We start from the raw sequence: 24,839 nt of genomic DNA, 5'->3' as shown, positions 1-24,839 counted from the left end.
TTGCCGTCATCCCTTGCCAACGGCACGAAGGCTACGCCGATCGGCCGGTCGGCGCGCCTGACAACATAGGGGTCCGAGGGCCGGAAGGGGCCGATTTCATCGGTCGCCCCCGATTTCCGTGGTGCGAAGCGATCGATCGCGGTGTTGAGATCATCCACCGCAGGTATCGGTGGGTGCGCTAGTTCATCAGCGGCAGCTGCGCTTGAAAGTCCACCAGTTCGAGCGCGCGCCGATGCTGGCTTTGCGAATTCCGCCCCCGTAGAGTGACTGCCCTCCCCGCGAAATCCCGCAGTGGAGCAGGCGCCGGCAGCCAGGGCTCGGCGATGTCAGATACCGCTTTGCCAGGACGTTCTTCAGCTCATGAATCCCGACCCCATTCCGCCCGAAACGGGCCTCCGCATCGTGTGGTGGAACACCAAACTCTCGCCAGCGGGAGTGACCTCCAAGACCGGCAACGAGATCATCTCAGCGGCGGCTGAAGTGCTGCTTCGGCTGATGGATGTCGTCAGGGCGGACATCATCGTCCTGGGCGAGATGTCGGATGAGAGCATTGCCGCCTTGCGAGACAAGTGCCCGAAAGGCGTCGCCCGCTACACGTGGCTCCCCGCCTGCCATCGGGCGGGCAAGAGCCGCTTTTCGTTCTGCGTCCTGAGTCGCAAGGACTACGTTCATGTGCAGTTCCAGGATTCCATCCTGCTCGAAGACGGGAAGTCGGTGACCAAGGTGGGGCTGTGTTTCGAGGTCCGCCTGTGGGACAACAGCCAGTGGATCCAACTCATCGTCTCTCACTGGCCCAGCCGCCTCCATCTGGATCGTCAGGACAGCGGACGAACCCACATCGCGGCTTTCCTCCGCCACTGGATCGAGGACCACATCTTCCGAGGCGATCCTCAACCCAACATCGTGCTCGTGGGCGACTTCAACGACGAGCCCTTCGATGAAGGCCTGGAGCGTTATCTACGCGCCAGCAGGGATCACGACAAGATCCAGCGCAATCCGAAGCTCTTCTACAACCCGTTCTGGCGACACCTGAGCTCGTTCGAACATCGGCTGCGCGAGCGACACGCTGCAGACCCGGGCACCTACTTCCATCGTCGTGGCCGGGACACCAGGTGGAGGACCTTCGATCAATTGATCGTCTCTTCCGCGGTGCTCTTCGGCAAGTCTGGCTGGCGCCTGGACGAAGCGTCCACCCGCGTCGTCTCCGAATCGGAGGCCGGCATTGAGATCCGCTCGATGCAACGCACCTTCGATCACCTTCCCATCATTGGACACATTGAAAGGCAGTACCCATGATCGACTTCGACAGGCATATCCGATCCGGTATCGACAATGCCACCACAGCCGATGGAGAGCGCGCGGAGATCGAGCGCATCCTGGGCGAGCTGGACAATGCCATCCGTCGTTGCACGTCCGGCAAAGGCAAGCTGTTCGTCGGCAAGTTCCACAATGCCGACGAAGATGAGGCGATGCGCCTTGCAAGCGTTCCGCTCCGTCTCGTCATCCAGAGCACGGAGGACGGACGCGAGGGACGAGTCATCGCGGGTTGGGAGCCCGGCTCGAACGGTGGATACGCCGCGCACTTGGTCTACGAGTTCCAAAGTCTCTATTGCGGGGATGGCGACGAATTGCTGGAGGAGTTGGCCAACCTGCTAGAAACAGCTCGCGTGGGCCGCGCGATCCAATACTTTGCCAACCGGTGACCCCAAAAGACGAAGGCGGACATCCTTTCGAATGTCCGCCTTACCCATTGACGTCCGGCTTGCGCCTCTGCGTATCCACCACCAAAACCCTGGACCGCATGAACGAAAGAATACGGATCCCCTCTGGATCCAGAAAGGCGGGTTCTCCCCATCGCGGCTTCGGCGGATCGCTGATGCGCGCGTGAGGGATTGCCCTACGCGTCGGGCGACGCATCAGGCGTCTTGAGCAGCCGGTACAGCGTGTTGCGCCCGATGCCCAGTCGCCGGGCTGCGGCGGAGTGGTTGCCCTCGCACGCCTCCAGGACGCTGCGCGCATGCGCCCGGGACTGGTCGCGCAGCATCGTCGGCGCGGTGTCCGTCGAGGCCGCTTTCTGCGCCGGAGTCCGTGGACGAGTAGCCGCCGGTGCGTGCGCCGGAACGAGCACCGGAATCGCCATGGGCTCGTCAAGACACTGGTCCAGTTCCTCCACGAGATCGTCCGGCAGATGCCCGCGCCGGATCACCGACTCGCCAGGCTCCATCAGCGCGCAGGCGATGCGCAAGGCCTGCTCCAGCTGCCGCACGTTGCCAGGCCAGCGGTAGGCGCTCAGCTCCCGTGCCAGCGCCGGGTCGAGCACCACGCGCCGGGTCGGTTCCAACGCCGCCAGCAGGCGCGCCACCAGCACGGGCAAGTCCTGGCGCTCGCGCAGCGGCGGCAGGCACAGCGTCAGTCCGTTGAGCCGGTAGTACAGATCCTCGCGGAACAGCCCCTGCGCGACCAACGGTCGCAGCGGACGGTGGCTCGCGCCGATCAGCTGGAAGTCGACTGGCACCGTCGGACCACCGCCCAGGGGCTGCACCTGCCGGTCCTGCAACACCCTCAGCAGCCGCGCCTGCAGCGCCAGCGGCATGTCGCCGATCTCGTCGAGGAACAAGGTGCCGCCGTGTGCCTCGCGCAGCCGCCCTTGCGCGCCGTCGCGCGACGCGCCGGTGAACGCGCCGGGCCGGTAGCCGAAGAGCTCCGCCTCGATCAGCGTCTCCGGCAGCGCGGCGCAATTCACCGCCACGTAGGGGCGATCCCGGCGCGGTCCGCTGTCGTGCACCGCGCGGGCGAACAGATCCTTGCCGACCCCCGACTCGCCCTGCAGCAGCAGCGGAATCGGCTTGTCCAGCACGCGACGCGCGCGCAGCACCGCCTGATGCATCGCGGCGTCGCCGAGGTCCAGCACCTGCAGGGCGTCGTCCGCCGCCGACTCTCGCGAGGCGTGTTCCCGATCCCGATGCCGCTCCGCGCGCTCATCGTGCCCATCGCGCTCGGCGTTCGTCGACACCGGGGGGACGATCTCCGCATCGGCGATCGCCGGGATCACGCTCGAGCGCGAGCCCGTGCTTGCCCCCGTGTCTGCAACGGGCGAGGACGGACGTCGCCAACCGCGCGGCGCATCGAGCCGCAGCCACAGCGGCGGCGCATCCTCTCGATGCAGCAGCCGAGCGCCTTCGCCGCCCTGTCGCGCCCAGTCCATCAGCTCGGCCCACCGCACCGGCAGCACCGACTCCAGCGGACTCGGCCGCGCCGCGTCCGTCCCGAGCCACGCCTGCGCCGCCGCGTTGCAGCCGAGGATCCAGCCGTCCTCGCTCAGCGCGAGCAGGCCCTCGGTCGGCGTGCCCAGCCCTTCCGGCTGGACGTGGACCTGCAGCCGAAGCCCGTCCGCGTGTCGTGTCTGGAACAGGCGATGCTCCACCATCCGCGCTGCCGATCGCACCAGCGCCAGCGTGTGCCGCTGGAAGCCGCGCTGCTCGCCGGAGATGTCCAGCACGCCCAGCACCCGTCCTTGCGGATCGCGGATCGGCGCCGCCGTGCAGCTGAGGAAGGCATTGCGCTCCAGGAAGTGCTCGCCGCCGAGCACCGCCACCGGCCGCTGCTCCGCCAGCGCCGTGCCGATCGCGTTCGTGCCCCGCCAGCGCTCGTCCCAGATCGCGCCGGGCCGCAGCGCCACGCGTTGCGCGCGGTCGACGAAACGCCCGTCGCCGAGCGCGCCCAGCAACAGCCCCTGCGCATCGGCCAGGATCACGAGTCCGTCGCCATCGCCGGTCTGCTCGAAGAGGTCCTCCATCACCGGCCGCGCATGGGCGACCAGCTCATGCTGGCGCTCCAGCGCGCGTCGCAGCTGCGCGCCGGACGCATGCGGCGCGCCGGGCGGTCGCCCCACCGGACTCAAGCCGAAATCGCGGCTGCGCAGCCAGCTGCGGCTCAGCCCTTCGTCCAGCGTCTCGACGCTGAGCCGGCCCGTGTCCAGCAGCTCGCGCCGCGCTGCGCGCAGCAGTCGCGGCGCCACTGCGGCGCCGCTCGGGGTTTTCACCATGCCGTTGTCTCCTTGGACGCTTCGCTCGCGCTCATCGGGTCGCCCCCGCCGGTTTGAACCGGTCTTGACGCTCAGTGGCGGCTCCGGTGTTCCATTCCGGAACACCTGTGCCGCCGATGCCGTGCCTGCGCCACCTTGGACCGATCCTGACCAAATCGGACCGCGATGGGAAGAGGCTTTCCGCCCGGCAAGCAGGGTCTTGCGCGCGAAGCCGGCGCTGGCACGGCCCATGCAATGAAGCCGTCGGCGTCCTTCGCCTCAACAAACCACGGAGACAACACCATGATCTACGCCAAGCCCAACGCGGCCGGCGCGCCGCTGGAGTTCAAGAAGCGCTACGACAACTTCATCGGCGGCCAGTGGACGGCGCCGCGCGACGGCCAGTACTTCGACGTGATCACGCCCATCACCGGGCAGGTCTTCACGCAGGCGGCGCGGTCGACCGCCGCCGACATCGAGCTCGCGCTCGACGCCGCGCATGCCGCCGCGGAAAAGTGGGGCGCCACGTCCGCCGCCGAACGCGCCAACGTGCTGCTGCGCATTGCCGACCGCATCGAGCAGAACCTGGAGCTGCTCGCCTACGCCGAGACCGTCGACAACGGCAAGCCCATGCGCGAGACGCTGAACGCCGACCTGCCGCTGGCGGTCGACCACTTCCGCTACTTCGCCGGCTGCCTGCGGGCGCAGGAAGGCGGGCTCAGCGAGATCGACGCCAACACCATCGCGTACCACTTCCATGAACCCCTGGGCGTCGTCGGCCAGATCATTCCGTGGAATTTCCCGATCCTGATGGCCGCGTGGAAGCTGGCGCCGGCGCTGGGCGCGGGCAACGCGGTCGTGCTCAAGCCGGCCGAGTCGACGCCGGTCAGCATCCTGGTCCTGGCCGAGCTGATCGCCGACCTGCTCCCGCCGGGCGTGCTCAACATCGTCAACGGCTACGGCAAGGAAGCCGGCATGCCGCTGGCGCAGAGCAAGCGCATCGGGAAGATCGCGTTCACCGGCTCCACCGCGACCGGCCGCGTCATCGCCCAGGCGGCCGCCACCAACCTGATCCCGGCCACGCTGGAGCTGGGCGGCAAGAGCCCGAACGTCTTCTTCCCCGACATCGCCGCGCAGGACGACGACCTGTTCGACAAGGCGATCGAGGGGCTGGTGCTCTTCGCGTTCAACCAGGGCGAGGTCTGCACCTGCCCGTCGCGCGCGCTGATCCATGAATCGATCTACGACAAGTTCATCGCCCGGGCGATCGACCGCGTGAAGGCCATCAAGCAGGGCAACCCGCTGGACACCGACACGATGATGGGCGCGCAGGCCTCGTCGATGCAGCTGGACAAGATCCTGTCCTACCTCGAGATCGGCAAGCAGGAGGGCGCGCAGTGCCTCATCGGCGGCGGACGTGCGCAGCTGGGCGGCGACCTGGCGGGTGGGTATTACATCGAGCCGACGCTGTTCAAGGGCACCAACGACATGCGGATCTTCCGCGAGGAGATCTTCGGCCCGGTGCTCGCGGTGACGACCTTCAAGACGGAGGAAGAGGCGCTGCGCATCGCCAACGACACGCCGTACGGGCTGGGCGCGGGTGTGTGGTCGCGCGACATCAACACGGCCTTCCGCATGGGCAAGGGGATCAAGGCCGGTCGCGTGTGGACGAATTGCTATCACGCCTATCCGGCGCACGCGACCTTCGGCGGCTACAAGGAATCCGGCATCGGTCGTGAGACCCATAAGATGATGCTGGACCACTATCAGCAGACGAAGAACCTGCTGGTCAGCTACTCGCAGAAGAAGCTGGGGTTCTTCTAAAGCCCCAGGCTTCCGTACTGCCACCGCCGCTGGCCCTCACCCCTGCCCTCTCCCGCAAGCGGGAGAGGGAGTCGTTGCACCGAGTGTTGCGAGCTCCCGCAAGCGGGAGAGGGGGCAAGAAGAGACCACGCTGCGAGTGGATCCGGTCGGACTCCCTCTCCCGCTTGCGGGAGAGGGCGGGGTGAGGGCCAGCGGCCTCCGCAGTCCTCAGCTCATCCTGAAGACCGCCACGGCCTGCACCAGCTGCGTGGCCTGTTTCTCGAGTGAATCACTCGCTCCGGCAGACCGCTGCACGAGTGCCGCGTTCTGCTGGGTCGTGCGGTCGAGTTCGCTCACCGCCTGGCTGACCTGGGCGATGCCCGTCGCCTGCTCGCGTGTCGCGTTGCCGATCGTCGAGATCAGCGCCGAGACGCTCTTCACCTGCTCGACGATCTCGTGCATCGCCTTGCTGGCCTCGTCGACCTGACGCCCGCCGGCTTCGACGCGTTCGACGCTTTCCCCGATCAGCTGCTTGATCTCCTTGGCCGCCGCCGCGCTGCGCTGCGCCAGGGAACGCACCTCGCTCGCGACCACCGCGAATCCGCGCCCCTGCTCGCCCGCGCGCGCCGCCTCGACCGCCGCATTCAGCGCCAGGATGTTGGTCTGGAACGCGATCCCGTCGATGACGCCGATGATGTCGCCGATCCGCTTGCTGGACGTCGTGATCCCCACCATGGTCTCGTTGACGTTGCGGACCACCTCGCCGCCTTGCGCGGCCGCGACGCTCGCCCCCTGCGCCAGGTCTTCGGCCTGACGCGCGGCGTCGGCGTTGCTGCGCACGGTGGCGCTCATCTCCTCCATCGACGCGGCCGTCTGCTGCAGGCTCGCCGAGGCCTGCTCGGTCCGCGCGCTGATCTCGTTGTTGCCGCTGAGGATGTCCCCGCTGGACGAGCGCACCGTCACCACCTGCGCCGCCACGTCATCGATGACCCAGCGGAACATCAGCCCCAGCTGGTTGAGCGAGCGCAGCGCCATGCCGATCTCGTCGACCCGGTCCATCTGGAGCGGGTCGCGCGTGTCGCCGCTGGCCACGCGCTTCGCATGCCGCGCGAGCGATTCCATCGGCGCCACGACCTGCGCTTCCAGGAACCACATCGCCAGCAGCGACACGACCACGAAGGCACCGATCCACATCGCGGCGGCGGCGAGCGTCGCGGCGCTCATCCACGCCGACACGATCGCCGCGACCGTCAACGCGAGCAGCGGCAGCCGCACGCGCCAGCGCACCGGCATCGTCTTCAGCATCGAGGTCCAGGCCATCGCACCCGTACGCACCAGCACGCCCTTGTGGATGCGCAGGTGCTTCGCGCGTCCCTCGCGCATGTCGGCGTAGAGCCGTTCCGCGCCGGCGATCTCCTCGGCCGACGGGCGCGTGCGCACCGACATGTAGGCCACCGGCTGGCCGTTGCGCATCACCGGGGTCGCGTTCGCGCGGACCCAGTAATGGTCGCCGTTCTTGCGCCGGTTCTTCACCAGCCCGGTCCAGGACTCGCCGCCCTGCAGCGTCTGCCACATGTCGCCGAAGGCCTCGGGTGGCATGTCGGGATGCCGGACGATGTTGTGGGGCTGGCCGAGCAGTTCCTCCGTCGTGAAGCCGCTGGCCTCGACGAAGGCCTCGTTGGCGTAGGTGACCCGGCTCTTGGTGTCCGTCGTGGACATCAGCGTCGCGTCGGCGGGGAAGTCGTACTGGCGCTGGGTGACGGGCAAGTTCTTCCGCATGGCGTCCTCCTTGACTGTTTGATGCGGCGCACTCCCCGCCGTTGTGGTCTGTGGGAGCAGGTGAAGGGTATGCAAAGTTCGCCTGTCGCGCGAGTCCCTGGCATCCTCAGCGACCAGGATAAACAAATGTCTGCTCTCAAAACATATGTTTGCATCAAGGTTTGAAGCTCTCTAGAATCCGGCGCCATGACGCCCATCAAGGAACCGTCCTCCAAGGAACAGCTGCTGGCGCTGGTCGAGGCCAACCCCTTCATCGGACAGCAGGAGCTGGCGGATCGGCTGGGGCTGTCGCGCTCCGCCGTGGCGGGGCATCTGGGACAGCTGACGCGCGAAGGCCGCATCCTCGGCCGCGCCTACGTGCTGCCGCAGCGTCAGCCCATCGTCTGCATCGGCGGCACGAACCTGGACCGCAAGCTGCGCGCCGTCGGCCCGCTGCGGATGGGCAGCTCGAATCCGGCCCGCCAGCATGAATCGGCGGGCGGCGTCGCGCGCAACATCGCGGAGAACCTCGCCCGGCTCGGCCTGCCGGTGCACCTGCTGACGGCCGTCGGCCGCGATGCCGCCGGGCAGACGCTGCTGACGCAGCTGCAGGGGCTGGGCGTCGATTGCGCGGGCTGTCTGCAGGCGGCGGACGCGGCGACGGGCAGCTACACGGCGGTGCTCGATCCTGAGGGGGAACTGGTGCTCGCGCTCGCCCACATGGAACTGACCGATCGGCTCGATCCGGCCTTCCTGCGACAGACCGCGCCGCAGCGCGCGCCGGCCCGCTGGCTGGTCGCCGATCTCAACCTGCCGCGAGAGACGCTCGACGAGTTGCGCGCCGAGGCGCGTCTGCGCGATCAGCGCCTGCTGCTGGTCGCCGTGTCGGAGCCGAAGATGGCCCGGCTCGGCAGTGACCTGCGCGGCGTCGAGCTGCTGGTGCTGAACCGCGGCGAACTGCAGGCGGTCGTGGGCCGGGCCTTGCCCGATGACGCCGCCTTGCGCGACGCCTGGCGATCGCTGCACGAAGCGGGGCTGCAACGGCTCGTGATGAGCGACGGCGCGGCGGGCGTCCGTTTCTCCGAGGGCGACGACCTCGTCCTGCTCCCGCCTCCGCGGCTGGACCCGGCCTCGATCCGCGAGGTCACCGGCGCCGGCGATGCGATGACCGCCGGCATCGCCGCCGCGCTGCATCGCGACCCCGACGACCTGCGCGGCGCCTGCGCGCTCGGCCTCCAGCTGGCGGCGCTGACGCTGCAGAGCGACGCCACCGTCAGCGAGGCGCTGAGCCCCGCGCTGCTCGTCTGAAGCCTGCTGCCGCAGGTCCGAATCCGAGATCGAATCCCAGATCGAATCCGACACGAATCCAAGTCGAATCCAAGAGAGAGCCCATGACCACGCAAGACCTGATCGACCAGAACCTCCTCGACTTCTCGCCCGAAGTGGCCGCCGCGCGCGCCGGGGGTCGTCCGCTGGTGGCGTTGGAGTCCACGATCATTTCGCACGGCATGCCTTATCCGCAGAACGTGCAGACGGCGCGCGAGGTCGAAGCCATCGTGCGCGAGCACGGCGCCGTGCCCGCGACCATCGCCGTGCTGGACGGGAAGATCCGCGTCGGGCTGAACGACACGCAACTCGAGTTGCTCGGCCAATCCCCCGACGCGATGAAGCTCAGCCGTCGCGACCTGCCCTTCGCGTTGGCGACGGGCCGCGCCGGCGCCACGACGGTGGCCGCGACGATGATCTGCGCCCGCCTGGCCGGCATCGAGGTCTTCGTCACCGGCGGCATCGGCGGCGTGCACCGCGGAGCGGAGACTTCGTTCGACATCTCCGCCGATCTGCAGGAACTCGCCCGCACGCCGGTGGCCGTGGTCTGCGCGGGCGCCAAGAGCATCCTCGACCTGGCGCTGACGCTGGAATACCTGGAGACGCACGGCGTGCCGGTGCTGTCGGTGGGGCAGGAGAACTTCGCCGCGTTCTACACGCGCGACAGCGGGTTGAAGGCGGACTTCCGCATCGACGCACCGGCGGATCAGGCGCGGTTCCTGCGCACGAAATGGGCGCTCGGATTGAGCGGCGGCGCGGTGATCAGCAATCCGGTGCCCGCTGAGCACGAGATGCCACAAGCCGTCATCGACGGCTTCGTCGAGCAGGCACTCCGGGAAGCCGCCGTGCAGGGCATCAGCGGCAAGGCGGTCACGCCTTACCTGCTCGCCCGCATCAAGGACCTCAGCGGCGGCGCCAGCCTCATCACCAACATCGCGCTGGTGAAGCACAACGCCGTCGTCGGCGCGGCGCTCGCCAAGGCACTCGCACGCTGACGGCCGCTGGCCCTCACCCCCACCCTCTCCCGCAAGCGGGCGAGGGAGTCCGACCGGCGCCGGTCCCGCTCGGCCTCTGCTTGCGCGGGGCTTCCGTTCCACACACCCGCTCCAGCTTGCGCGACGCTCCCTTCTTGCTCCCTCTCCCGCGTGCGGGAGAGGGTGGGGGTGAGGGCCAGCGGCGGAGGCAGTGCGCCAGCCTTTTTTCGCCCCCGGAAACGCTCGTTCACGCTCCAATCGCACAGGTTTTCCTCCCGCTCGCGCAGGATTAACCTGAACGAAACAATCATCGAAAGAGCCGGACTTAACCTTCCGCGCCCTTGGGGAGCTTTGCAGAGCGCCCCTCGAAGACTGTCCGTTGGAGAACGTGTTCATGCGCCGCAAGCCCCTCGTCCTATCCCTGATCGTCGTCCTGCTCCTCGCGGGCGGAGGATGGTGGTGGAAGTCGCGGGCCGCCTCCCGTGACGGCGGCGAGGCCGGCCCGGCAGCCGCCGCGCGCGGCGCCTCCGGCCCCGCCGGCACCCAGACCGTCGGCGTCGTCACCGCGCAGCGCCGCGACGTCCCCGTGACGGTCGAAGCCTCCGGCACCGTCACCCCGATCAACCAGGTCGACCTGCGCGCCCAGACCACCTCGACCATCCGCGACGTGCTGGTCCACGACGGCCAGACGGTCACCAAGGGTCAGGTGTTGTTCCGCTTCGACGAGCGCGCGGACCGCGCCAACCTCGACAAGGCGAAGGCCCAGCTCGCCCGCGACAAGGCCGCCCTCGGCGACCTGCAGCGCCAGTACGAACGCGCCAAGGACCTGCTCGCCCAGAACTTCGTCGCGCAGAGCGCCGTCGACACCGCGCTGGCCAGCCTGCAGGGCGGCCGCAGCCTCGTCGACGCGGACGCCGCCGCCATCGACTCCGCGTCCGTCGCGCTCAGCTACAACGAGATCCGCGCGCCCTTCGCCGGCCGCGCCGGCGCCGTCAATGTCTGGCCCGGCAGCCTGGTCCAGGCCAGCGCCACCGGCACGCCGCTGGTCAACATCGTCCAGATCGATCCGATCGCCATCAGCTTCAACCTGCCCGAGACCGAGCTCGCTCCCGTGCTCGACGCGATGCGCCCCGGCGCCACCGGCGCGCAGGTCACGCCGCCCGAGGTCCAGGTCGTCCTGCCGTCGATCGAGGGTGGCCCTTCCCGCAAGGACAGCAAGGGCGGCAAGCCCGTCGAATCCGTGGCCCGCGGCAAGCTGACCTTCGTCGACAACCTCGTCGACGCGACCACCGGCACGATCAAGCTGAAGGCCGAGTTCACCAACGACGCGCAGAAGCTCTGGCCCGGCCAGTACCTGCGCGTGCGCATGACGCTGCGCAGCATGAAGGACGCCATCGTGATCCCGCAGGCCGCGATCATCCTGCGCGGCAACGACCGCCAGGTCTACGTCGTCGGCCCCGACAAGACCGCCCAGCTCAAGCCGGTGAAGCTGCGCTACACCTTCGGCGAGATGGCCGTGGTCGACGGCGTCGACGCGGGCGCGACGGTGGTGCTCGACGGCAAGCAGAACCTGCGCCCCGGCACGCCGCTGCGCACGCAGCCCGCCGCCGTCGATCCGGCCGCCGCCGCGCGCCTGGCCGCGGCCTCGGCGGCTGCCGGCGGCGGCGCCTCCGCCACCGACGTCGCCGCGCCCTGATCCCGGCCTTCCGGCCCCCGCCTTCGACGCTTCGAAGCCTCCCGCCCCACGGAAGCCGCCATGAATCTCACCGAACTCTTCATCCGCCGGCCGGTCATGACCGTGCTGCTGAACGTGGCGCTGGTCGTCGCCGGCATCGCCGCGTGGAGCCGCATCCCGGTCGCCGCGCTGCCCAGCTTCAACACGCCGGTCATCAACGTGCAGGCCACGCTGCCCGGCGCCAGCCCCGAGACGATGGCCTCGTCCGTCGCGCTGCCGCTGGAGAAGCAGTTCTCCACCATCGCGGGCATCACGACGATCTCCTCGACCAACACGCTGGGCAACAGCTCGCTGACGCTGGAGTTCGACTCCGCGCGCGACATCGACGCCGCCGCGGTCGACGTGCAGGCCGCCCTGTTCCGCTCGCTGCGCGCGCTGCCGGTCGAGATGACCACGCCACCGTCCTACCGCAAGGTCAACCCGGCCGACGCGCCGGTGCTGCTGGTGGCGCTGACCTCGCCGTCGATCAACCTGTCCGAGCTCAACGACTACGCCGAGAACCTGATCACCCCCAGCCTGTCGACCATCGACGGCGTGGCGCAGGTCTCCATCTACGGCCAGAAGCGCTTCGCGGTGCGCATCAAGGCGCGCAACGAACTGCTCCAGCAGCGCAACATCACGCTCGACGAGCTGCAGGCCGCCGTCAAGGGCGCCAACGCCAACACGCCCGTCGGCACGCTGGACGGCGCGCGCCAGACGCTGACCATCCAGGCCAACAAGCAGCTGCGCGACGCCAACGCCTTCGGCGGCATCGTCGTGGCCACGCGCAACGGCGCGCCGGTGTTCCTGCGCGAGGTCGCCGACGTCGAGGACAGCTACGAGACCGTCAAGTCCTTCTCCAACTTCAACGGCGAGCGCTCCATCGTGCTGGCCGTGCAGCGCCAGCCCGACGCCAACACCGTCAAGGTCGTCGACGCGGTGAAGGCGATGCTGCCGCGCTTCGCCGCGCAGCTGCCGGCCTCGGCGCAGATGAGCACGCTCAACGACCGCTCGGTGTCCATCCGCGAAGGCCTGCACGACGTCTACTTCACGCTCGCGCTGACGGTGGCGCTGGTCGTGATGGTGATCTTCCTGTTCCTGCGCCGCATGGTCGCGACGCTGATCCCGACACTGTCGCTGCCGATCTCGCTGATCGGCGCGGTGACGCTGCTGTTCGCGCTGGGCTACAGCCTGGACAACATCTCGCTGCTGGGCATCACGCTGGCCGTCGGCCTGGTGGTCGACGACGCGATCGTGATGCTGGAGAACATCTACCGCCACGTCGAGGACGGCATGGCGCCCTTCGACGCCGCCATCCGCGGCGCGCGCGAGATGGCCTTCACCATCATGTCGATCTCGATCTCGCTGATCGCCGTGCTGATCCCGATCTTCTTCATGCCGGGCGTGATCGGGCTGCTGTTCCACGAGTTCGCCGTCGTCGTGTCGCTGGCGATCGGTGTGTCGGCCGGCGTCTCGCTGACGCTGGTGCCCATGCTGTGCAGCCGCTTCCTGAGCAGCCACCATGAGGTGGAAGAGAACGCGCTCGGACGCACCTTCGAGGCAGGCTTCAGCTGGGTGCTGAACAAGTACACCGCCTCGCTGGACTGGCGCTCGCGCGCCGCTGGGTCGTCGGCGTGGTGGCGCTGGCCACCTTCATCGCCAGCGCGTGGCTGTGGATCGTCATCCCCAAGGGCTTCTTCCCGGAAGAGGACATCGGCCAGATCCAAGCCAGCACCGAGGCCGCCGAGGACATCTCCTTCGCCGCGATGACCGTGCTGCAGGAACGCGTCGCGCAGATCGTGCAGGACGATCCGTCGGTGTCGTCGGTGTCCGCCGCGGTGGGCGGCGGCGGAGGCGGCGGCAACGTCAACACGGGCCGGCTCTTCATCAACCTGAAGTCGCGCGGCGATCGTCCGCCGATGCCGCAGGTGCTGGAGCAGCTGCGCAAGAAGCTGCGCGGCGTGCCCGGCATCGCGGTCTACCTGCGGCCGGTGCAGAACCTGCAGCTCGGCGGCCGGCAGTCCAAGAGCCGCTACCAGTTCACGCTGCAGTCGGTCAGCACCGGCGAGCTCAACACCTGGGCCGTGAAGCTGCAGGACAAGCTGCGCAACGACCCGGTGTTCCGCGACGTCACCAGCGACTCGCAGCTGCGCGGGCTGCAGGCCAACCTCGTCATCGACCGCGAGCGCGCGACGCTGCTGGGCGTGCAGATGCAGGACCTGCGCAACGCGCTGTACTCGGCCTTCGGCGAGCGCCAGGTCTCCAGCATCTACGCGGAGAGCAACACCTACCAGGTGATCATGGAGGCGACGGACAGCGACCGCCTCAGCGAGGACGCCTTCGGCAAGATCTATCTGCGTGGCAAGAACAGCACGATGGTGCCGCTCACGGCCTTCGCGAGCGTGAAACGCGAGCTCGGTCCGACCGCGGTCAACCACCAGGGCCAGCTGCAGGCGATCACGCTGAGCTTCAACCTCGCGCCGGACGTGCCGCTGGGCAACGCCACGGCCAAGATCGACCAGTTCACCAAGGAGATCGGCCTGCCGCCGTCCATCATCACCAGCTATGGCGGCGATGCGGCGGTGTTCAAGGACTCGCAGGGCGGCCAGCTGCTGCTCATCGTGCTGGCGATCGCGGTGATCTACGTGCTGCTGGGCGTGCTCTACGAGAGCTACATCCATCCGCTGACCATCCTGGCGGGGCTGCCGTCGGCGGCGGTGGGCGCGCTGCTGACGCTGCAGCTCGCGGGTATGGAGCTGACCATCATCGCGACCATCGGCATCCTGATGCTGGTGGGCATCGTCAAGAAGAACGCGATCATGATGATCGACTTCGCGCTCGATGCGCAGCGCAACGGCGGCATGACGCCGCAGCAGGCGATCCGCGAGGCCTGCATCCTGCGCTTCCGCCCGATCATGATGACGACGCTGGCCGCGCTGATGGGCGCGCTGCCGATCGCGCTGGGCCTGGGCGCCGGCGCGGAACTGCGCCAGCCGCTGGGCCTGGCGGTCGTCGGCGGGCTGATCCTGTCGCAGGCGGTGACGCTCTACATCACGCCGGTGATCTACCTGGCGCTGGACCGCTTCAGCGGGAAGGGGCCGGATACGCGGGAAGTGGCGCAGACGCGGTTGACCGAGCATCCCGCGCCAGGCGTCGCGGACTGACGGGGACCGCCCACCTGCCATCGCCGAGCGCGGCCTCCACGGGGCATGGGGGATCCCTCCAGGACCCCCAAGCCCCATGCCGGCCCGGGATCACCGCGGCGGCATGAAGCCCATGCGGGCGGCAGCCGCCGTCTGGCGGCCGATGCAGCCCGGGGCATGGTCGTTGACCAGCCCCATCGCCTGCATGAACGCGTAGACCGTCGTCGGTCCGACGAACTTCCAGCCGCGCTTCTTCAGTTCCTTGGAGAGCTGGATCGACGTCGCCGAGGTCGCCCGCACATCGCCGCCCTCCTCCGGATCCTCGAAGCGCCAGAAGAAGGCGGCCAGCGAGCCGGCTTCCTTCTGAAGCTCCAGCGCGCGGGACGCGTTGTGGATCACCGCCTCGATCTTGCCGCGGTGGCGCACGATGCCCTCGTCCGCGAGCAGCCGCGCCACGTCGGCCTCGCCGAACTTCGCGACCTTGGCGATCTCGAACTGCTTGAACGCCTTGCGGAAGTTCTCGCGCTTCGCGAGGATGGTCCGCCACGACAGCCCCGACTGGAAGCCTTCCAGGCAGAGCTTCTCGAACAGCCGCCGGTCCTCGCGGACGGGGTAGCCCCACTCGTTGTCGTGATAGTCGCGGTACATGTCGAAGCCGGGGGCCTCGCACCACTTGCATCGCCACTGGCCGTCCGGCCCCTGTGCCAACCGATCGCTCATCGCCGCCCTCCCAGGCGTGTCATGGACGGGCGATTCTGGCCCGGACGCCGCACCGCCTTGGCAGCAGGCTCAGCCGCCGGCCGTCTTGTGGAAGACCGCCTCGTCCGCCGGCCACGTGTGCACGCGCGCCTCGATCAGGTCGAGGACCTGCACGAAGGCGCTGCCCGTGCCGTAGTACGGGTCGGGCACCTCGTCCAGGCCCAGCCCCGTCATGCCGGCGAGGAACAAGCCCAGCTTCGCCGGCGAGACCGCCGGCTTTGCCGCCTTCAGTCCGCGCAGCACGCTGCGGTCCATCGCCAGGATCAGGTCGTAGCGGTCGAAGTCGTCGGTCTTCAGCTTGCGCGAGCGCCAGCGCCGGTCCATGCCGTAGCCGCGCTGCTCCAGCACGGCCAGCGCGCGCTTGTCGACGACGTGCGCGCGCGACGACGCGAACACGCCGGCCGAGTGCACCTCCGTCAGGCCGAGCTCGCCGGCGCGCAGGCGCAGCACCGCCTCGGCCATCGGGGAGCGGCACAGGTTGGCCGCGCAGACCAGCAGCAGTCGGGTCACCGGGTCGACGCTTCCGGACTCAGAGCGCCAGCTCGGCGCGCATGGCGTCGATGACGCTCTTGTAGTCCGGCTTGCCGAAGATGGCCGAGCCCGCGACGAAGGTGTCCGCGCCTGCGGCCGCGATCTCGCGGATGTTGTCGACCTTCACGCCGCCGTCGATCTCCAGGCGGATGTCGCGGCCGCTGGCCAGGATCATCGCCTTGGCCTGCTGCAGCTTCTTCAGCGCGCCGGGGATGAAACTCTGGCCGCCGAAGCCGGGGTTGACGCTCATGATCAGCACCAGGTCGACCTTGTCGATGACCCACTCCAGCACGTCCAGCGGTGTGGCCGGGTTGAACACCAGGCCGGCCTGCGCGCCCTCGGACTTGATCAGCTGGATCGTGCGGTCCACGTGCTGGCTGGCCTCGGGATGGAAGCTCACCAGGTTCGCGCCCGCGCGGCAGAAGGCCTGCGCCAGGCTGTCCACCGGCTGCACCATCAAGTGGACGTCGATGGGCGCCAGCGTGCCGTCGGGCTTCACCGAATGCTTCTTCAGCGCCTCGCAGACCATCGGACCGAAAGTCAGGTTGGGCACGTAATGGTTGTCCATCACGTCGAAGTGGATCCAGTCCGCGCCGGCGGCCAGCACGTTGCGGACTTCCTCGCCCAGGTTGGCGAAATCGGCGGACAGGATGCTGGGGGCGATGCGGTAGGTGGGCGGGTTCATGGCAGGGCGGGCGCGGAGCCGCTGGCGGGGAAAGTCGACGATTGTAGAAAGGCTGGCGCACGCCCGGGCGACGACCGGCCGCGACACCCGCGTCCGGGGCTCAGCGGTAGCGTTCCGCGAGCCGGGCGATCTCCCCGGTCGCGCTGAGCTGGCGCAGCCGGTCGGTCAGGCGTTCCACCACGGCCTCCGGCAACTGGCGCGAGACCACGACGTACTGGGTCTCCTCCTCGAAGATCTGCGGCCCGATGCGCACGCGAGACTCCAGGCCCGCGCCGCGCGCCGCCTGGCGCAGGTTGAAGTCCTGGCCGTAGACCCCGGCGGTGCGGCCGCGGACCAGCATCTGCAACGCTTCCTTGTCGCTGCGCGCGGACTCGATGAAGGACACGTCCGCCTCCTGCAGCGTCGCGGCCAGCTTGGTGCCCTGCGCCAGCAGCAGCGGCTGGCGCCGCGAGAAGGCGCGCAGCTCGTCCCAGGTGCGCGGCGCGCGCGCATCGTCGGCGCGCATCGCCAGCACGTGCGAGATCCGGTACAGCGGCACCGGCAGGTAGCGCATCAGCGCATGGCGGTGCTCGGACTTGAGCAGGCAGAAGAACACGTCCAGGTCGCCGTTGCTCAGCATCAGCTCCAGGCGCCGCAGCGGCACCGGCTGGTTCAGGCCCTCGATGTGCAGGTCCGGATCGGTCCGCATCACGGCCTCGGCGATCTCGCCGCACAGGCCGGGGCGCTGCGGGTCGCCGGACGCGTACTTGGCCGGCGCGCCGGCCTGCGCGGCGCTGCGCAGCGTCAGCGGTCCCGTCGCTCCGGCGCCCGGCACGGCAGGCACCGCAGGTCCGGACGGCGCCGCCATCGCCGAATTCGCGGCGACCAGCCCCAGCTCGACACCGACGGTGACCGCCACGCCGACCAGCGCGCAGCCGCGCGCCATGGCCTGGCGTCGATTGGGACGGGGAACTGCCAACGGGTGTCCTGCCCTTGTCTCCATGACGGATGGCGTCCGGTGCGTGCCGGTCGCGTATGGTGGTCCGTTCGAGCGGGTTCTGTTTTTTGCTCTGTGCGGTAGCCAGCATAGCCCACGTGGGGCCCCGGAGATTCCCTAGAATCCGCCGATGGCCCATCCGCACTTCCACTGCAGCGTCGCCGTCGAGCCGCTCGCCGACCAGACCTTCCCGGACCGCAACGAGTTCGCCTATGGCTACACCGTGACGATCGAGAACCGGGGCGACGTCACCGCCCAGCTGATCGGCCGCCACTGGACCATCGTGGACGGCAACGGCAAGGAACAGGAAGTGCACGGGCTGGCTGTCGTCGGCCATCAGCCGCTGCTGCAGCCGGGCGAGCGTTTCCAGTACAGCTCCTGGGCCCAGATCGCGACCCGCCACGGCACGATGAGCGGCCGCTTCCTGTGCGTCACGGACAAGGCCGAGGTCTTCCACGCCGAGGTGCCCGAGTTCCTGCTGGCCGACACGGGCTCCCTGCATTGATGTTCCGTCGCCAGGGCTGGGACCTCACCGCGCTGCTGAACGCGGCGCATCCGCAAGCGCCGCTCGCCGAGCGCAACCTCTGGCTGGTGCGATTGATCGAATGGCTGCGCCACGCGCCGCTGAAGGACGACCGCGCGCCGGCGCCCGCCGGGGAAGAGCCGGTGCCCCCGCGGCGCCGTCGGCCCCGCTGCCGATCCGCCGCCTCAAGTACCTGCTCCGCATGCTGGAGCGCCATCCGGATCACGCGAAGGCCTTCGCCGAGGTCATCGCCAGCGTCTGGGCCGACGTCGACGCGATCAGCCTGTTCGCCGAGGTCGGCTTCGCGCCGCGCATGGCGCTGTGGAACGAGTTCCTCGGCCGTCTGCGCCGGCGCCTGCTGCCGCTGAGCGCGGACACCAAGGACCTGTCCGAACTCTTCGAGCTGCTGTTCCCTCACGAGGCCGACGAGCAATGGATCGCCGCCGTCGACGACGAACTGCTGGAGCGGCTGGGCCTGCTCTTCGCCGGCGCGCCCGAAGGCGACTGGCGCGAGGAGATGCGCGCCGCGATCACGGTGCTGGTGAGCTCGGTGCGCTCGGCCGGCCTGTCGGGCGCGCTGCGCGTGCGCATGGATCCTCAGCTGCTGGCGAGGCGGCCGTTCCGCAACCTCGCCACCGCGTGGGAGCAGGTCGAGCACGCGCTCGTCGAGAACGACCGGGCCGCCCTGCCCGGCCAGCTGCAGTACCTGCGCGGCTTGCTCGATGAATGCCGGGCGGCGGTGCGCTCCGTCCCCGATCACCTCGAGGAACACGGCGTCTCCGTGGACCTGATGTTCGGCGTCGAGCAGATGCAGGCGCGGCTGCGCCGCGTCGAGGACCTGCTCGCGGTGCTGCTGGCCGATCACCCGCAGCGCGAGCTGCTGCGCCTGGTGGCGGCGCTGGTGGCCGTCGTGCACGACCGGCGCAGCATCCGGACGCTGTTCGCGCGGCACTACTCGCTGCTGGCGCGCAAGGTCGCCGAACGCAGCGCCGAGACCGGCGAGCACTACATCACCCGGAACCGTGAGGAGTACGGCGACATGCTGCGCCGCGCCGGCGGCGGCGGGCTGGTGATCGCAGGCACCACCTTCATGAAGTTCGCGATCATGGCGGTGGGGCTGTCCGCGTTCTGGGGCGGTTTCTGGGCGGGCGTGAACTACGCGGCCAGCTTCGTGCTCATCCTGCTGCTGCACTGGACCGTCGCGACCAAGCAGCCGGCGATGACCGCGCCGGCGCTCGCCGACAAGCTCCGCCACATCGACAGCGAGCCCGGCCTGCAGGCCTTCGTCGACGAGGTCGCCCACCTGTTCCGATCACAGACGGCGGGGATCATCGGCAACCTCGCGCTGGCGGCGCCGATGGTGCTGGTCGTGCAGTTGGCGGCGTGGCTCAGCTTCGGCAAGCCGCTGGTCGGCGCGAAGGAGGCCGAGCACGTGCTGCATTCGCTGACCGTGCTGGGGCCGTCCCTGTTCTTCGCCGCGTTCACCGGGGTACTGCTGTTCGCGTCCAGCCTGATCGCGGGCTGGGTCGAGAACTGGTTCGTCTTCCACCGGCTGGACAGCGCGATCGCGTGGAACCCGCGCATCGTCGCGCGGCTGGGCGCGAGCCGGGCGGGACGCTGGTCCCGCTGGTGGCGCGACAACATCTCGGGACTGACCGCCAACATCAGCCTGGGCCTGATGCTCGGCCTGGTGCCGGCGCTGCTGGGCTTCTTCGGCCTGCCGATCGAGGTCCGCCACGTGACGCTGTCGACCGGTCAGTTGGCCGCCGCAGCGGGGGCGCTCGGGATCGACGTGCTCAAGCACTGGCCGTTCTGGCTCTGCGTGATCAGCATCCTGGGCACCGGCGTGCTGAACGTGGGCGTCAGCTTCTTCCTGGCGTTCAAGGTGGCGCTGCGCTCGCGGGGGATCCGACTGGCCGATCAGAAGCGCGTCCGCGCCGCGATCTGGGCGCGGATGCGCCGTCAGCCGATGAGCTTCCTGGTGCCGCCCAAGGGCTGAGCTCCGACCGTCGACGCCCGGCCGCGGCGTCGCTCAGGCGGCGTCGCGGTCGTCGGGCCGCTCACCGCCCTTGCGGCCGGAGAACATCGTCCACCAGACGATGAAGACGAGCAGCGCGAGGGCGCCGAGCGCCTCCAGCAAAATCACGCCCATGATTCGTGGTCCGATCCGTAGAACTCGCCGCTGGAGCGCGGCGCTGGCGATTCTAGGCGTGCTCGGTGGCGCCGCCGTCGCGCCTCTCCTGCCCCCGCTTCCGCGACCGGATTGCCGATCGATCCGCTGAAGCTGCTGAACGGCGAGGACGACAGCGCCGGTCGGCACGTGCTGCAGCGCGAGCGCTCGCGATGGGTCGCCGCCGCCTGGAACGAGCTGCCCGGCTGGGGCCAGGACCGCGCGCTGGAATGGTGGCCCGCGATGCTGCGCGGCTGCGAGAAGCCGATGCCGGGCTGGGCCGCGATCTGCGCCCAGGCCCGCGGCTTCAAGCCGGGCGGCGACTGGGACGCGATGGTGTGGCTGATGAAGCGGCTGCAGCCGTATCGCGTCGAATCCCCCGAGGGTCAGCGCGAAGGCGTGGCGACCGGCTATTACGAGCCGGAGCTCGCGGCCCGGCGCCAGTCACAGGGCGACTTCCGCGTGCCGCTGCTGGCGCCGCCGCAGGACCTGACGCAGCGCAAGCCTTACGACACCCGCCAGCAGATCGAGAGCAACGCGGCGCTGTCCCGGCTCAGCCTGGCGTGGGTGCAGGACCCGCTGGACGCGCTGGTGATGCAGATCCAGGGCAGCGGGCGGCTGCGAGTGACCGAGCGCGACGGCACCAGCCGCTGGGTGCGGCTGTCCTTCGCGGCGCACAACGAGCAGCCCTACCGCTCGATGGGCCAGTGGCTGATCGCCCAGGGCGAGTTGCGGGCCACCGAGGCCTCGTGGCCGGGCATCAAGGACTGGGGTCGCCGCAATCCGCAGCGGCTCAAGGAGGCGATGTGGGCGAACCCGCGCTACGTCTTCTTCCGCGAGGAGCCGCTGCCCGATCTGGCGGTCGGGCCGCGCGGGGGTCAGGGCGTGCCGCTGACGCCGGGACGCTCGATCGCGGTGGACAAGGCCAGCATCCCGTATGGGACGCCGGTCTGGCTGGACACCACCGAGCCGCTGTCCACGACGCCGATGCGCAGGCTCGTGATGGCGCAGGACACCGGCGCGGCGATCATCGGCGCGGTCCGCGCCGACTACTTCTGGGGCTGGGGCGAGACGGCCGAAGCCCAGGCCGGCCGCATGAAGCAGCCGCTGCGGCTGTGGGTGCTGTGGCCCAAGGATGCGGGCCCGGCCGGAGCCACGACAGGCCCGGCCGGCGGCGGCAAGGTCACTCGGTGACCTGGACGCCCTTCCAGAAGGCGACGCGGTCCTTGATCTCGGCGGCGGCCTCCGAGGGCTCCGGGTAATACCAGACGGCGTCCGGGTTCATGTCGCCGTGGACCATCAGGCTAAAGTAGTGCGCCTGACCCTTCCACGGGCAGGACGTGCGGTGATTGCTGAACGTGGTGAACTCGCGCTTCAGCGAGGCGACGGGGAAGTAATGATTTCCCTCGACCACCACGGTGTTGTCGCTTTCGGCGATGACTTCGCCGTTCCAGATTGCCTTCATTCCAACTCCTCGTGCTCAAACGCAATTTCGCCCATCGGGGCAAGGACATCTTCGTCACCGCCGGCTCCGCGAGAGACCTCGCCCCCGGCAGTTTCGGAATCTGTGCGATCGGCGGCGGCGCGGAGGGCTGGTCCGTCGTCCACGTCGGCCCCGACGGCGATGCCGCCGACCTCGGCGGGGAGTACTACTTTGCCACCTCCGAGGAAGCCCTTGCGTTCCTGAAGGAACTGATCGACCTGATGGTGGATGGCGGGGAGCCGGAGGGGCTCCACGAGGACTGATGTCCTGACCCGCCTCACAACGGCTTCAGGTCCTCCCCCACCACCCGCACCAGCAGGCCCTTGCCCTCGGGCGTCACGCGGAACTCGCCGTACTTTGCCGGTTGCCAGCGCGCGGCCTCGCCCTCACGGAAGAACCAGGCATCGGAGACGAAGGTCCAGCCGCCGCCCTTGGGGGTGAGCTCCAGCAACTGCGTTCCGGGAGGAGGCGCTTCGCCGGGCTCGAGGGCTCTTGCCGACTGCACGACGCCGCGCGCATCGATCACCGCAGCGAGTTGCGGCCGACGCCCCCACAACGGCGGCGTGTCGCCCGCGCGCGGGGTCCAGTCGAACGCCCCCGCACGATTGCGTCCGCCGACGGACGGCAGCTCGTAGCTCAAGCGCATGTAATCGCCCTGCATCAGCGAGCGCGGATCGACCGGCGCGAGCTTCACGAAGACCGGCCGGCCCTCGGCGATCGACCGCTCACGCGCGGCGATCAGGACGTTCACGAGGACAAGCGCCAGCACGCCCGAGCCGAGCAGCAGCGCCCGAGCGCCCCGCCATGCGAGCGAAGGACGCGAGACCTCTTCCGACGATGGCACCGTCGGATGCCACGCCAGCCACCGAACCCAGGCCGCCAGCACCGCGCCCGCCGCGACCAGGGCCAGCGACTTGTGAGCGAGCGGCAACTGCCACTCGTAGTAGAGCGCTCCGATGGCCCACACCGCCGCCGCGCCGGCCAGCGCGGCCAGGCGCCAGCGGCGCGTCGACGCCGTGAGCGCCAGCACCAGGAGGATCCCGCCGAGCGCGGGCATCGGTGCGGCGAGCGCTACCAGCACCAGCAGCGGCGGGACCAACCGCGCCGCGCCCGAGGGTCGCCACCGGCGCCACAGCCACGTGGCCGCGGCCACCGTCAGCACCGCAGACACGGCCCTCGACACCCAGATCAGTGTCACGTCCGATGTCGCCAGCCCCGGCGTCGCGCCCCGGAAGAGGCCGCCGAGCGCGCCGCCTGCCGCGAACGACCAGCCCGCCGCCATCGCGAAGGCGGCCAGCACCGCCACCCACCAGCCGGCCAGCACCGGTTCGAGGAGCGCAGCCTGACGGGCTGAAGGCGCGCGCCGGCCGGCCTGATGCTGCAGCGCCAGCAAAGCCACGCCCACGAGCAGCAGCAGCGTGGCCAACGCCCAGCCGATCCCGCCGTGCCGTTCGTACCAGGTGAGCGAGAGCAGCTCCCTGAAGGCCAGATGGCCGAGGTGCGCCACCGGCGCGGCCATCGCCACGCCGAGCAGCACCCGCATCCACGACGCGTTCAGCAGCAGGATCAACCCCACACCGACCAGCAGCGCGACGACATCGAGGCCGGCCGGGGGCAGGTCTTTCCCCAACGCGAAGAACAGCAGCACGAGCCCCGTGATCAGCAAGGGCACGGCGGCCTGTTCCAGGAACAGCGCGATCCCGCGGGATCGCAGCATCAGCACCGACAGGACGATCAACGAGACCCCGAAGAAGTAGCCGACGCCCTCGCGCTCGATGGCCGAGCCGAACAGTGCGAAGAACATGGCCAGGAACGGCACCGCCGCCAGCCACGCCCCCAACGCCGTCAGCAGCACGACGGGCCAGGGCCGCGGTGCCTCGGGCGGATCCGCGGGCGCGAGCCCCTCCGCACGGGCCTGTTCGATCCAGTGGCCGCCGCTCATGCCCCTGCCTCCGCGCCGCGCAAGCGCCGCATGATCAGGCTGACACTGCCTGCCAGCAACGCACACGCGACCAGCGCGATCAGGAAGTAGCTGCCAACGTCCCACTTCCCATCGGCGATCCAGCGCGCGAATCCCGCCACCAGCAAGGTATCAACCGCCAACGCCAACGCGCTCATCGCGTAGACCTCGCCGCGTCGCCACGCCAGCACCAGCCCCACGCCCATCACGCCGAGTCCCAGGAAGAACTGCGGCGCCACGTCCCTCGCGAACAGACCGCCCAGCGCCGTTCCCGAGACTGCGATCACGGACGCCAGCACCGCCAGCCGCCACGCCCAAGGCTGCGTCGCCGCGGAAGGTCGCAGCGCGAGCCCCGCGCACAGCAGGCCGTAAGCGACGAAGCCGATCGCGTGCACCGGCACCGTGGACGCGTCGAAGCGCCATGAGTGGCCGCCGAAGGTCTCCATCCACAGACCGATCCCGGTCGTGACCACGAGCGCCCACGGCGTCCACGCCAGGTCTGAGCGTGCCGCCCAGGCGATCGGCAGCCCGAGCGCGGCCCAGAGCGCGAACAACTGCCAGGGATCGGCGCCGGTCTGGTAGGTCTGTCCGAAGAAGGCCAGCAGCCCGCCCAGCGTCAGGAACGCCGCCAGCGACAGCGGCGCGCGCCACGGTCGCAGCGCCGCCGCCGCGACCAGGCTGACCGCGAGCACCGCCTGCAGCAGCCCGAAGCGCATGACCCGGCCGAAGTCGTCCCAGTTCGCCGCGACCCACAGGATCAGCCCGAACCCGATCAACCCTGCCGCCAGCGCGCCCGCCCCGCGGCGCAGCGGCGTCCACGGATCGCCCGGCGGATCATCGACGCCGCTGAGCGCGCGCAAGCGCCGTGCGCTGGTCGCATCCAGGCCCTGGCTGGCCGTCCATTGGTACAACTGCTCGTGCAGACTCACGGGTTCCTCCTCAGGATGCGACCGCCCGCAGGGGTCGCCGGTGATGTTCTTCGAGGGAGCCGATTCTTCCTCATCCTTCGT

19 protein-coding genes and 1 pseudogene are annotated in these 24,839 nt (G+C 69.5%); 11 read left to right on the top strand and 9 right to left on the bottom strand.

The genetic code is table 11. The features are described 5' to 3' along the window. Window positions 1-360: 360 nt before the first annotated feature. Window positions 361-1,296 (top strand): endonuclease/exonuclease/phosphatase family protein, encoded by a 936-nt coding sequence (locus tag ACQ859_RS04730; RefSeq protein ID WP_431264816.1) that lies wholly within the window; start codon window positions 361-363, stop codon window positions 1,294-1,296. Then, on the top strand, window positions 1,293-1,703 hold the full coding sequence (locus tag ACQ859_RS04725) for a hypothetical protein (RefSeq protein WP_431264815.1): 411 nt from the start codon (window positions 1,293-1,295) through the stop codon (window positions 1,701-1,703). Before ACQ859_RS04730 ends, ACQ859_RS04725 begins: the two co-directional genes overlap by 4 nt. A 194-nt stretch (window positions 1,704-1,897) precedes the next feature. Here ACQ859_RS04725 and ACQ859_RS04720 read toward each other — a convergent pair whose 3' ends face one another. Further along, entirely contained in the window at window positions 1,898-4,045 is a 2,148-nt protein-coding gene (locus ACQ859_RS04720) for a sigma-54-dependent Fis family transcriptional regulator (protein ID WP_431264814.1), read from the bottom strand. Window positions 4,046-4,327: 282 nt separating this feature from the next. Here ACQ859_RS04720 and adh point away from each other — a divergent pair, with 282 nt between their 5' ends. Next, window positions 4,328-5,848, top strand: coding sequence for an aldehyde dehydrogenase (gene adh, locus ACQ859_RS04715; protein WP_431264813.1), 1,521 nt, complete (start codon window positions 4,328-4,330; stop codon window positions 5,846-5,848). A 207-nt stretch (window positions 5,849-6,055) separates the two neighbouring features. On the opposite strand, the gene ACQ859_RS04710 is transcribed toward adh, so the two are convergent. Then, window positions 6,056-7,606 (bottom strand): methyl-accepting chemotaxis protein, encoded by a 1,551-nt coding sequence (locus ACQ859_RS04710; protein WP_431264812.1) that lies wholly within the window; start codon window positions 7,604-7,606, stop codon window positions 6,056-6,058. Between the two features lie 186 nt (window positions 7,607-7,792). Between ACQ859_RS04710 and ACQ859_RS04705 the strand changes: the two genes are divergently transcribed. The 4 genes and pseudogenes from ACQ859_RS04705 (at window position 7,793) to ACQ859_RS04690 (ending at window position 14,763) form a co-directional block, all read left to right on the top strand. After that, the gene (locus ACQ859_RS04705) at window positions 7,793-8,893 is read left to right on the top strand and encodes a carbohydrate kinase (protein WP_431264811.1); all 1,101 of its coding nucleotides are present in this window, start codon (window positions 7,793-7,795) and stop codon (window positions 8,891-8,893) included. Window positions 8,894-8,976: 83 nt separating this feature from the next. Next, the gene (locus tag ACQ859_RS04700) at window positions 8,977-9,906 is read left to right on the top strand and encodes a pseudouridine-5'-phosphate glycosidase (protein WP_431264810.1); all 930 of its coding nucleotides are present in this window, start codon (window positions 8,977-8,979) and stop codon (window positions 9,904-9,906) included. A gap of 373 nt (window positions 9,907-10,279) precedes the next feature. Continuing rightward, window positions 10,280-11,581, top strand: coding sequence for an efflux RND transporter periplasmic adaptor subunit (locus ACQ859_RS04695; RefSeq protein ID WP_431264809.1), 1,302 nt, complete (start codon window positions 10,280-10,282; stop codon window positions 11,579-11,581). A 60-nt stretch (window positions 11,582-11,641) separates the two neighbouring features. Then, window positions 11,642-14,763: pseudogene (locus ACQ859_RS04690) on the top strand (efflux RND transporter permease subunit). 90 nt (window positions 14,764-14,853) lie between these two features. On the opposite strand, the gene ACQ859_RS04685 reads toward ACQ859_RS04690, so the two are convergent. From ACQ859_RS04685 to ACQ859_RS04670, 4 genes are all read right to left on the bottom strand, one after another. Next, complete coding sequence (locus tag ACQ859_RS04685) at window positions 14,854-15,462, bottom strand: DNA-3-methyladenine glycosylase I (protein WP_431264808.1); 609 nt, start codon at window positions 15,460-15,462, stop codon at window positions 14,854-14,856. A gap of 69 nt (window positions 15,463-15,531) precedes the next feature. Next, window positions 15,532-16,011 (bottom strand): low molecular weight protein-tyrosine-phosphatase, encoded by a 480-nt coding sequence (locus tag ACQ859_RS04680; protein ID WP_431264807.1) that lies wholly within the window; start codon window positions 16,009-16,011, stop codon window positions 15,532-15,534. A 19-nt stretch (window positions 16,012-16,030) separates the two neighbouring features. Beyond that, a complete protein-coding gene (gene rpe / locus ACQ859_RS04675; protein WP_431264806.1) occupies window positions 16,031-16,717 on the bottom strand; it encodes a ribulose-phosphate 3-epimerase in 687 nt (228 codons plus the stop codon). A gap of 100 nt (window positions 16,718-16,817) precedes the next feature. After that, the gene (locus ACQ859_RS04670) at window positions 16,818-17,675 is read right to left on the bottom strand and encodes a substrate-binding periplasmic protein (RefSeq protein ID WP_431264805.1); all 858 of its coding nucleotides are present in this window, start codon (window positions 17,673-17,675) and stop codon (window positions 16,818-16,820) included. 148 nt (window positions 17,676-17,823) lie between these two features. On the opposite strand from ACQ859_RS04670, the gene apaG reads away from it, so the two are divergent. The 3 genes from apaG (at window position 17,824) to mltA (ending at window position 21,580) form a co-directional block, all read left to right on the top strand. Further along, window positions 17,824-18,198: a Co2+/Mg2+ efflux protein ApaG gene (gene apaG, locus ACQ859_RS04665; RefSeq protein WP_431264804.1), complete on the top strand. Its 375-nt coding sequence runs from the start codon at window positions 17,824-17,826 to the stop codon at window positions 18,196-18,198. A gap of 100 nt (window positions 18,199-18,298) precedes the next feature. Continuing rightward, the gene (locus ACQ859_RS04660; RefSeq protein WP_431264803.1) at window positions 18,299-20,215 is read left to right on the top strand and encodes a site-specific recombinase; all 1,917 of its coding nucleotides are present in this window, start codon (window positions 18,299-18,301) and stop codon (window positions 20,213-20,215) included. 264 nt (window positions 20,216-20,479) lie between these two features. Then, on the top strand, window positions 20,480-21,580 hold the full coding sequence (gene mltA, locus ACQ859_RS04655; RefSeq protein ID WP_431264802.1) for a murein transglycosylase A: 1,101 nt from the start codon (window positions 20,480-20,482) through the stop codon (window positions 21,578-21,580). Here mltA and ACQ859_RS04650 read toward each other — a convergent pair. Beyond that, on the bottom strand, window positions 21,570-21,851 hold the full coding sequence (locus ACQ859_RS04650) for a DUF427 domain-containing protein (protein WP_431264801.1): 282 nt from the start codon (window positions 21,849-21,851) through the stop codon (window positions 21,570-21,572). The genes mltA and ACQ859_RS04650 overlap by 11 nt on opposite strands. 11 nt (window positions 21,852-21,862) lie before the next feature. Here ACQ859_RS04650 and ACQ859_RS04645 point away from each other — a divergent pair, with 11 nt between their 5' ends. After that, complete coding sequence (locus tag ACQ859_RS04645) at window positions 21,863-22,132, top strand: hypothetical protein (protein ID WP_431264800.1); 270 nt, start codon at window positions 21,863-21,865, stop codon at window positions 22,130-22,132. A 14-nt stretch (window positions 22,133-22,146) separates the two neighbouring features. On the opposite strand, the gene ACQ859_RS04640 is transcribed toward ACQ859_RS04645, so the two are convergent. Together ACQ859_RS04640 and ACQ859_RS04635 are read right to left on the bottom strand one after the other, a co-directional pair. Next, window positions 22,147-23,811, bottom strand: coding sequence for a GDYXXLXY domain-containing protein (locus tag ACQ859_RS04640; RefSeq protein WP_431264799.1), 1,665 nt, complete (start codon window positions 23,809-23,811; stop codon window positions 22,147-22,149). Next, complete coding sequence (locus ACQ859_RS04635; RefSeq protein WP_431264798.1) at window positions 23,808-24,758, bottom strand: DUF2157 domain-containing protein; 951 nt, start codon at window positions 24,756-24,758, stop codon at window positions 23,808-23,810. The genes ACQ859_RS04640 and ACQ859_RS04635 overlap by 4 nt, the downstream gene beginning before the upstream one ends. Window positions 24,759-24,839: the final 81 nt, after the last annotated feature.

Origin of the sequence: Roseateles chitinivorans (genome assembly GCF_050632235.1) — a bacterium.
In the GTDB taxonomy this organism is placed as follows: domain Bacteria; phylum Pseudomonadota; class Gammaproteobacteria; order Burkholderiales; family Burkholderiaceae_C; genus Roseateles; species Roseateles chitinivorans_A.
The sequence above is the reverse complement of the archived record's forward strand: the minus strand, read 5'-3'. Positions and strand labels throughout refer to the sequence as shown.

Bases quoted from the DNA above. Each gene is read 5' to 3' on its own strand.
- ACQ859_RS04730 (WP_431264816.1), top strand. From the start codon at position 361: ATGAATCCCGACCCCATTCCGCCCGAAACGGGCCTCCGCATCGTGTGG.
- ACQ859_RS04725 (WP_431264815.1), top strand. From the start codon at position 1,293: ATGATCGACTTCGACAGGCATATCCGATCCGGTATCGACAATGCCACC.
- ACQ859_RS04720 (WP_431264814.1), bottom strand. From the start codon at position 4,045: ATGGTGAAAACCCCGAGCGGCGCCGCAGTGGCGCCGCGACTGCTGCGC.
- adh (WP_431264813.1), top strand. From the start codon at position 4,328: ATGATCTACGCCAAGCCCAACGCGGCCGGCGCGCCGCTGGAGTTCAAG.
- ACQ859_RS04710 (WP_431264812.1), bottom strand. From the start codon at position 7,606: ATGCGGAAGAACTTGCCCGTCACCCAGCGCCAGTACGACTTCCCCGCC.
- ACQ859_RS04705 (WP_431264811.1), top strand. From the start codon at position 7,793: ATGACGCCCATCAAGGAACCGTCCTCCAAGGAACAGCTGCTGGCGCTG.
- ACQ859_RS04700 (WP_431264810.1), top strand. From the start codon at position 8,977: ATGACCACGCAAGACCTGATCGACCAGAACCTCCTCGACTTCTCGCCC.
- ACQ859_RS04695 (WP_431264809.1), top strand. From the start codon at position 10,280: ATGCGCCGCAAGCCCCTCGTCCTATCCCTGATCGTCGTCCTGCTCCTC.
- ACQ859_RS04685 (WP_431264808.1), bottom strand. From the start codon at position 15,462: ATGAGCGATCGGTTGGCACAGGGGCCGGACGGCCAGTGGCGATGCAAG.
- rpe (WP_431264806.1), bottom strand. From the start codon at position 16,717: ATGAACCCGCCCACCTACCGCATCGCCCCCAGCATCCTGTCCGCCGAT.
- apaG (WP_431264804.1), top strand. From the start codon at position 17,824: ATGGCCCATCCGCACTTCCACTGCAGCGTCGCCGTCGAGCCGCTCGCC.
- ACQ859_RS04660 (WP_431264803.1), top strand. From the start codon at position 18,299: ATGGCTGCGCCACGCGCCGCTGAAGGACGACCGCGCGCCGGCGCCCGC.
- ACQ859_RS04650 (WP_431264801.1), bottom strand. From the start codon at position 21,851: ATGAAGGCAATCTGGAACGGCGAAGTCATCGCCGAAAGCGACAACACC.
- ACQ859_RS04640 (WP_431264799.1), bottom strand. From the start codon at position 23,811: ATGAGCGGCGGCCACTGGATCGAACAGGCCCGTGCGGAGGGGCTCGCG.